The organism is Mycoplasma sp. CSL10166, assembly GCF_017116885.1.
Lineage (GTDB): Bacteria > Bacillota_I > Bacilli_A > Mycoplasmatales > Metamycoplasmataceae > Mycoplasmopsis.
The window spans coordinates 154,434-161,696 of sequence record NZ_JAFIRF010000002.1 but is presented as its reverse complement, the minus strand read 5'-3'; the positions used below and the strand labels follow the sequence as shown (position 1 = coordinate 161,696).

6 protein-coding genes and 1 tRNA gene are annotated in these 7,263 nt (G+C 26.8%); 6 read left to right on the top strand and 1 reads right to left on the bottom strand.

Annotated elements, in window-relative coordinates:
• Positions 1-207: 207 nt before the first annotated feature.
• Positions 208-1,179, top strand: coding sequence for a recombinase RecA (gene recA, locus JXZ93_RS03030; RefSeq protein ID WP_205851978.1), 972 nt, complete (start codon positions 208-210; stop codon positions 1,177-1,179).
• Between the two features lie 50 nt (positions 1,180-1,229).
• A complete protein-coding gene (locus tag JXZ93_RS03025) occupies positions 1,230-1,781 on the top strand; it encodes an inorganic diphosphatase (protein ID WP_205852689.1) in 552 nt (183 codons plus the stop codon).
• 51 nt (positions 1,782-1,832) lie between these two features.
• On the opposite strand, the gene JXZ93_RS03020 is transcribed toward JXZ93_RS03025, so the two are convergent.
• Positions 1,833-1,908 (bottom strand) — tRNA-Lys (locus tag JXZ93_RS03020).
• Between the two features lie 63 nt (positions 1,909-1,971).
• Between JXZ93_RS03020 and gltX the strand changes: the two genes are divergently transcribed.
• The 4 genes from gltX (at position 1,972) to JXZ93_RS03000 (ending at position 7,258) form a co-directional block, all read left to right on the top strand.
• On the top strand, positions 1,972-3,381 hold the full coding sequence (gene gltX, locus JXZ93_RS03015; RefSeq protein WP_205851980.1) for a glutamate--tRNA ligase: 1,410 nt from the start codon (positions 1,972-1,974) through the stop codon (positions 3,379-3,381).
• A gap of 1 nt (position 3,382) precedes the next feature.
• The gene (locus tag JXZ93_RS03010; RefSeq protein ID WP_205851981.1) at positions 3,383-3,757 is read left to right on the top strand and encodes a hypothetical protein; all 375 of its coding nucleotides are present in this window, start codon (positions 3,383-3,385) and stop codon (positions 3,755-3,757) included.
• 196 nt (positions 3,758-3,953) lie between these two features.
• Entirely contained in the window at positions 3,954-6,440 is a 2,487-nt protein-coding gene (locus JXZ93_RS03005; protein WP_205851982.1) for a valine--tRNA ligase, read from the top strand.
• Positions 6,428-7,258, top strand: coding sequence for a bifunctional 5,10-methylenetetrahydrofolate dehydrogenase/5,10-methenyltetrahydrofolate cyclohydrolase (locus tag JXZ93_RS03000; RefSeq protein ID WP_205851983.1), 831 nt, complete (start codon positions 6,428-6,430; stop codon positions 7,256-7,258). Before JXZ93_RS03005 ends, JXZ93_RS03000 begins: the two co-directional genes overlap by 13 nt.
• Positions 7,259-7,263: the final 5 nt, after the last annotated feature.

The following is a 7,263-nucleotide window of genomic DNA, read 5'->3' as shown; positions in this document are numbered from 1 at the left end:
ATACATTTAGCTGACCATTACTAATAAATTGATAGGTTTAGAAGTTAAGATGTATTTAAGACATTTTAATGAATTATTAATTACTATTCAGTTTTCAAAGAATAAGCCCAGAAGGGCATTTTTTTATGCGTTTTATCTCTTTTTAATAAAAAAGGTTTTTTTAAAGTTCTTTTTTAGTTTTATTAATAAATATTATTCGGAGGAATAATGAATAATGATAACGAATTAAAAAATATTATAAATATAATAGAAAAAAAATATGGAAAAGAGACTATAATGTTTCTAGGAGAAGTTCCAGAAATTGATTTAGAAACATTTCATAGTGGAAGTTATATTTTAGATGATTTATTAGGGGGTTTTGGGTATCCTAAAGGAAGAATTATAGAAATATATGGGCCTGAAAGTTCAGGAAAAACAACACTAACTTTGCATGCTATTGCAGAAGTTCAAAAAAATGGTGGGCTCGCAGCGTTCATTGATGCAGAGCATTCGATAGATCCATCTTTTGCACAAAAAATTGGCGTAGATATAGAAAATCTTATTTTATCTCAACCTGATTCAGGAGAACAAGCCTTAGATATCGTTGACATATTAGTCAAATCAGGAAAAATTGATCTTATAGTAGTAGATAGTGTTGCCGCCTTAGTGCCTGAAGCAGAACTAAATGGTGAAATGGGCGACCAACAAATTGGTGCACAAGCTAGACTTATGTCAAAAGCACTAAGAAAAATTACTGCGAATTCAAATAAAAATAAAACAACAATAATTTTTATAAATCAAATTAGAGAAAAAGTGGGTGTTATTTTTGGTAGTCCAGAAACAACTCCTGGAGGTAGAGCTTTAAAATTTTATTCATCAATAAGGGTTGAAGTGAGAAAAGGAAGTCCTATTATCGAAAATAAAGATATTATTGGTGCCGAAATAAAACTTAAAGTTGTAAAAAATAAAATAGCTCCTCCTTATAAAAATGCTCAAACAGAATTTTATTTTAATGCAGGAATTGATAAAATAAGTGAATTAGTAGATATTGGAGAAAAAATAGGTAAATTTACTAAAAAAGGTTCATGATATTATATTGACGGCAATAGTGTTGCTCAAGGTAAAAAAAATATGAGAGAGTATTTAAGTGAAAATGTAAATTTACAAAAAGAAATAATAAATTTTATTAAAGAAAATTAAAGTTTATTATAAAGTGTAATTATTGTTTTTAAATATTGTATAATATAGGAATGAAAAATATAATTGATGTAAAAATTGAAATTCAAAAAAATTCAAGAATAAAATATGAATATAACAGAAAGACAAATTTAATAGAAGTTGACCGTATTTTACGTGGAGATTTTGTTTATCCATGTAATTATGGTTTTGTACCTAACGCTTTAGATTGAGACGGGGATGAATTGGATGTGTTACTATATTCTGATGAAACATTCCAACCAGGTGTTTTATTAAAAGCTAGAATTATAGGTGCAATGAAAATGATTGACGATGGAGAAACAGATACAAAATTAATTGCAGTTCATGCCGATGATTATCGTTTGGATAATATTCAAACTTTAGAAGACTTACCTGAACCTTTTTTAAAAAATGTTGAAACTTTCTTTAGTACATATAAAAATTGAAAAAGACCAGGAATTACAAAAGTCTCTGGTTTTGAAAATGTAAATTGAGCATTACATGAGTACGAAGAGTGTGTACATTTAATGAATAAATATGGTTCAATGGACAAAAAAGAATTTATTAAAAAAATGCAAAAAGAACATCCTGAAAAGTATGAGTAAAATAAAAATGCTAGAAAACTAGCATTTTTGATTAAAAAAAGTATAAAAAAATGGTACATCATACAGGGTTCGAACCTGCGACCCACTGGTTAAGAGCCAGTTGCTCTACCTGCTGAGCTAATGATGCACTCTAATTATATTCTTTTTATAAAAATAAAAATTATTTTTTTAAAAAAAGGAGATTTTTAAAATGAAGAAAATAAGAACAAGATATGCTCCAAGCCCAACAGGTTATTTACATATAGGTGGTGCAAGAACCGCTTTATTTAATTACCTATTTGCGAAGCATTATAAAGGTGATTTTATTTTTAGACTTGAAGATACCGATATCAAAAGAAATGTGGTTGGAGGTGAAGAGTCACAATTAGATAATTTAGCCTGATTAGGAATAATACCAGATGAATCGCCACTTAATCCTATAGAAAAATATGGTAAGTATAGACAAAGTGAAAAAATAGATAGATATAGAGAAGTTTTGGAATATTTATTTAAATTAGGTGTGGCCTATAAGGCTTATGATACAACAGAAGAATTAGAACAACAAAAACTTGAAAGTGATCAAAAAGGTATTCCAAACTTTAGATATAATAAAAACTGATTAAAATTAAGTGATGAAGAGAAACAAAAAAGGGATAAATCAGGGGAATATTCTATAAGATTAAGTATTCCTAAAAACGAAGAATTATCTTGAAACGACATTGTTAGAGGAAAAATTTCTTTTAATTCTAACGATATAACAGATTGGGTAATATTTAAATCTGATGGATATCCAACATATAACTTTGCGGTTGTTGTAGATGATCATGATATGGAAATTACTCATGTTTTAAGAGGTGAAGAACACATTGGCAATACTCCAAAACAATTAGTTTTATACAATTATCTAAAATGAGAAAAACCAGAATTTGGTCATTTAACAATTATTACAAATATGGAAGGTAAAAAACTTTCTAAACGTGATACTAGTTTAAAACAATTTATTTCGGATTATAAAGAAGAAGGCTACATACCACATGGAATATTTAATTTTTTAACATTATTGGGTTGAACTTCAAAAGATGGTTCTGAATTAATGACACATGATGAAATAATAGAAAAATTTGAACCTGAAAGACTAAGTAAGAGTCCATCTAAGTTTGATATTTTAAAAATGAATTGATTTTCAAAACAATATTTAAAAAATATGAATAATCTAGATTTAATAAAATTATTTAGAAATGAAAAATTATTTTCAGAAGAATGATTATTTCTCTTTATTGATACTTTTAAACAAAGTTCAACTACTATAAAGGAATTATTTTCAAATTTAGAAATTTATAAAAATCCAACAAATAAAGAAATCGAATTCACTAGTGAAGAATTAATTGTTGTTAGAACTTTTAAAAAGATGTTAGTCGAAAAAATAAAAGACAGTAAATTTACTGTAGAAGATATTCAAGAAGTTATACAAAATGTACAAAAAGAATTAAATGTAAAGGGTAAAAAATTATTTATGCCCATTAGATTAGCTTCTACTTCTCAAGAACATGGTCCAGAGTTAGCTAAAGCTATTTATTTATTTGGATACGAATTTATTTTAAAATCATTGGATAAATATTAAAATGAAATTAAAATTTTTATCGTTAATAAATCAGAATGGTGAATCTAATAAAATTCAATTCGAAGTAGAGTGTAAGTTGAATGTAAATGGTAAGTTTACTTCATTTGAATTTATAGATCCACAAAGCAAAGAAAAAAATCTCATCGAAATTAGTGAAGATGAAATTAATATTTTTTCATCTAGTGCATCTATTTTCTTAAAATATAATCAAAAAATAAAATTTGATTATGAAATTGAAAATCAGATTTTACCTCTTAGTTCAAAATGAACGAATAAAGACTTTTCGAAAAATAAATATAACTTTACATATTCTCTAAGTAGTTCTGATTTTGAAATTGGGACCTATCAAATTTCTATTGAAATAATTCGAGATTAAAATACTAATTAAAAACAAACTGAATATTATGGTTTGTTTTTTTACAAAAACTATTTTATTTTAATTATAAGTTTTAAAAAAGGGTAAAAGAAAGATATAAGGTTTGGTATTGTGAATTTATTCTTTTAGTTAAAATAATGTATAATTTAAATATTAGGATAATGGTTATTGATTACACTATAAAGAAGGGATTTTTATGGACAAAATTTACAATCATAAAGAAGTAGAAAAGGGTATTGAAAAAAAATGAAGAGATAAGAAATTTTTTATGACACATGATGTTAAAAAGAAACCTTTTTCAATTTTGCTACCTCCACCGAATGTAACAGGAAAATTACATATTGGGCATGCTCTTGATTCTTATATTCCGGATACAATTATTAGATTCAAAAAGTTAAAAGGTTTTGATGTTTTATGATTACCTGGTATGGATCATGCGGGTATCGCTACTCAATCTAAAATAGAAGATATTTTATTTAAGACAACCGGACAAACTAGACATGATTTAGGTTATGAAGCATTTATAAATAAAATTTGAGAATGAAAAGAAGAGTATGCGAATTATTTTAGAAATCAATGACAAACACTAGGTTTAGCTTTAGATTATTCTAGAGAGCGTTTTACCCTTGATGAAAATAGTAATGAAGCAGTATTGAAAGTTTTTGTAGATTTGTACAATAAAGGTTTAATTTATAAAGGTGTAAGAGCGGTGAGTTGAGATATAAAATTACAAACCGCAGTTTCTAATATCGAAATAAATAATGTACCAACCGAACAAAAAATGTTTTACATTAAATATTATTTAGAAAATTCTAATAAATATTTAACAGTTGCAACTGTGAGAACCGAAACTTTATATGGCGATGTAGCATTGGTTGTTAATCCTAAAGATAAAAGGTTTACTAATTTAGTAGGGAAACGCGTTATGCACCCTCTTAGAAATGTTTTAATACCTATTATAGAAGATAGTTATGTTGACCCAAAATTTGGAACAGGTATAATGAAATTATCAACCCATGCAGAAAGTGACATTGAAATAATTCAAAAACATGGTTTTGAATTAATTGAAACAATTGATAAATATGGTTATTTAAAAGTTCCTAATTCTCAATTTGATAAGATGGAACGCTTTAAAGCTAGAGATGCAATTGGTGAATATTTAAGTAAAAATAATATGCTAGAAAAAGTTGAAATAACAACTTCTAATATTTCAATTTCTGATCGTTCTAAAACAGTTATTGAAACTTTAATATTACCTCAATGATTTTTAAAAATGGATTCATTTAAGGAGTTGATATTAAAAGATTTAAAATCAAAAGACGGGGTCGAGTTTTTACCTAAAAAATATAAAAAAACAATGAAGCAATGAATGGATAAAGTTTATGATTGAACTATTTCAAGACAGCTTTGATGAGGACATCAAATTCCTGCTTGATATAAAGATGGTGAAGTAAAAGTTCAAATCGAGTCACCTGGAGAAGGATGAATAAGAGAAACTGATGTTTTAGATACTTGATTCTCATCTGGATTAGCACCATTTGTATTTATGGGTTGACCTAAGAAGAATAGTATTTTAAAAAGATATTATCCAACTAATTTAATGGTTGCGGGGACTGACTTAATTTTCTTTTGAATAGCTCGTATGTACTTTTTTGGGCTTGAATTTATGGATAAAATTCCGTTCAAAAAAGTTATGTTACATGGGCTTGTTCGTGATTCTCAAGGTAGAAAATTTTCTAAATCATTAAACAATGGAATAGACCCTATTGAAGTCATCGAAAAATATGGTTCAGACGCTTTACGTTGATCTTTAATTACTAACTCAACCCCTGGATTTGATCTCAAATTTTCGAATGAGAAAATCGAGAGTGCTTGAAAGATAAATAATAAATTATGAAATATAGCAAATTACATTAATGAATTGCCTGAAAATCATTCAAATGAAATGGTTGATGCAGATAAATGAATATTGGATAAATTATCAGTATTGTCAAAAAACATTAATCGTTTAATGAAAAAATATGATTTTACAGTAATTGGTTCTGAAATTTATAAATTTATTTTTAATGATTTAAGTAGTTGATATTTAGAATTTATTAAAGTTAACAATAACAAAAAAACAACATTAGAAATATTTAAAAAAGTTTTAATAATTCTCCATCCTTTTATGCCTTTTATAACTGATAAAATTTATTCAGAATTATATAAAAGTGAAATTTTAGAATATAAATGACCTAGATTTTATAAAAAAGACAAATCTAAGTATATTGATAGTGTTATTTTAGTTGTAAACGAAATTCGTAAATATCGTGAAGAATACAATATTTCAAAAAAAGAAGTTATCGAATATTTTACAGACATAGAATTAGATATTCATTCTCGTAATATCATTAATAAAATGACAAATTCAACATTTAAACAGAATAATGATTATTTAATTTCAATAAAAGGAAAATCTTTATTTATTGTTGTTTCTGATGATCAAAAAAATCAAAATAAAATTTCTTTATTAAAGAAAATAGAGACAACAAAATTCGAAATAAATAGAGCCGAAAAAATCCTTTCAAATAAGAGATTTGTAGAGAGTGCACCTAAGGAAAAAGTTGATGCTGAAAGACAAAAATTAGAAATGCATCGTAGTAATTTAGAAAAATACGAAGAGGAATTAAAATGAAAATATTAAGTGGTAAAGAATTAGCAAAACAAGAAACAGAAAAACTAAAAGAATTAGTAAAAAAAATAGATCCGGATGATAAACCTGTTCTTTCTATTGTTCAAGTAGGGGATAATCCAGCTTCTACAAAATATGTAAATGCTAAATTAAGAAAGTGCGAAGAAATAGGTATTAAAGGGATTTTACATAAATTTCCTGAAACTATAAGCCAAAATTCGTTGCTTAAAAAATTAGATGTAATTAACGAAAGTTCTACTGGTGTAATAATTCAATTACCTTTACCAGATCATATTCCACAACAAGTTATATTGGATGCTGTTCCTACAATTAAGGATGTTGATGGTTTAAGTAGTCGAAATGAATTTATTTTATACAATGATATCGAAGAAAATCATTTTGTTCCTGCTACTGCTAGAGCAGTTTTGGAATTAATGGAATATTATAACATCGATGTAAAAGATAAAAAAGTTTGTGTAGTAGGCAGAAGCCATGTTGTTGGTAAACCTCTTGCGCATATAATAAAAAGAATGGGCGCTGACGTAGCGACGTATAACGAAAATACAGGTGTTAAGGGAGTCGAAACCGGCGATATAGTCATTGTCGCAATTGGTGTTGCCGAATATATAAAAGAACAAAATATAAAAGAAGGTGCAATAGTTATAGATGTAGGTACAAATTTAGATGCTAAATTAACTGAAAAATTAGTTGGTGATGTGGATGCTGAGTCCGTTTCTAAAAAAGCTTCCGCATTATCTCCTGTTCCTGGTGGAGTAGGGCCTATGACTGTTGTTTGCTTATTAAAAAATTTATTAGATATTTATAGATAATTAAA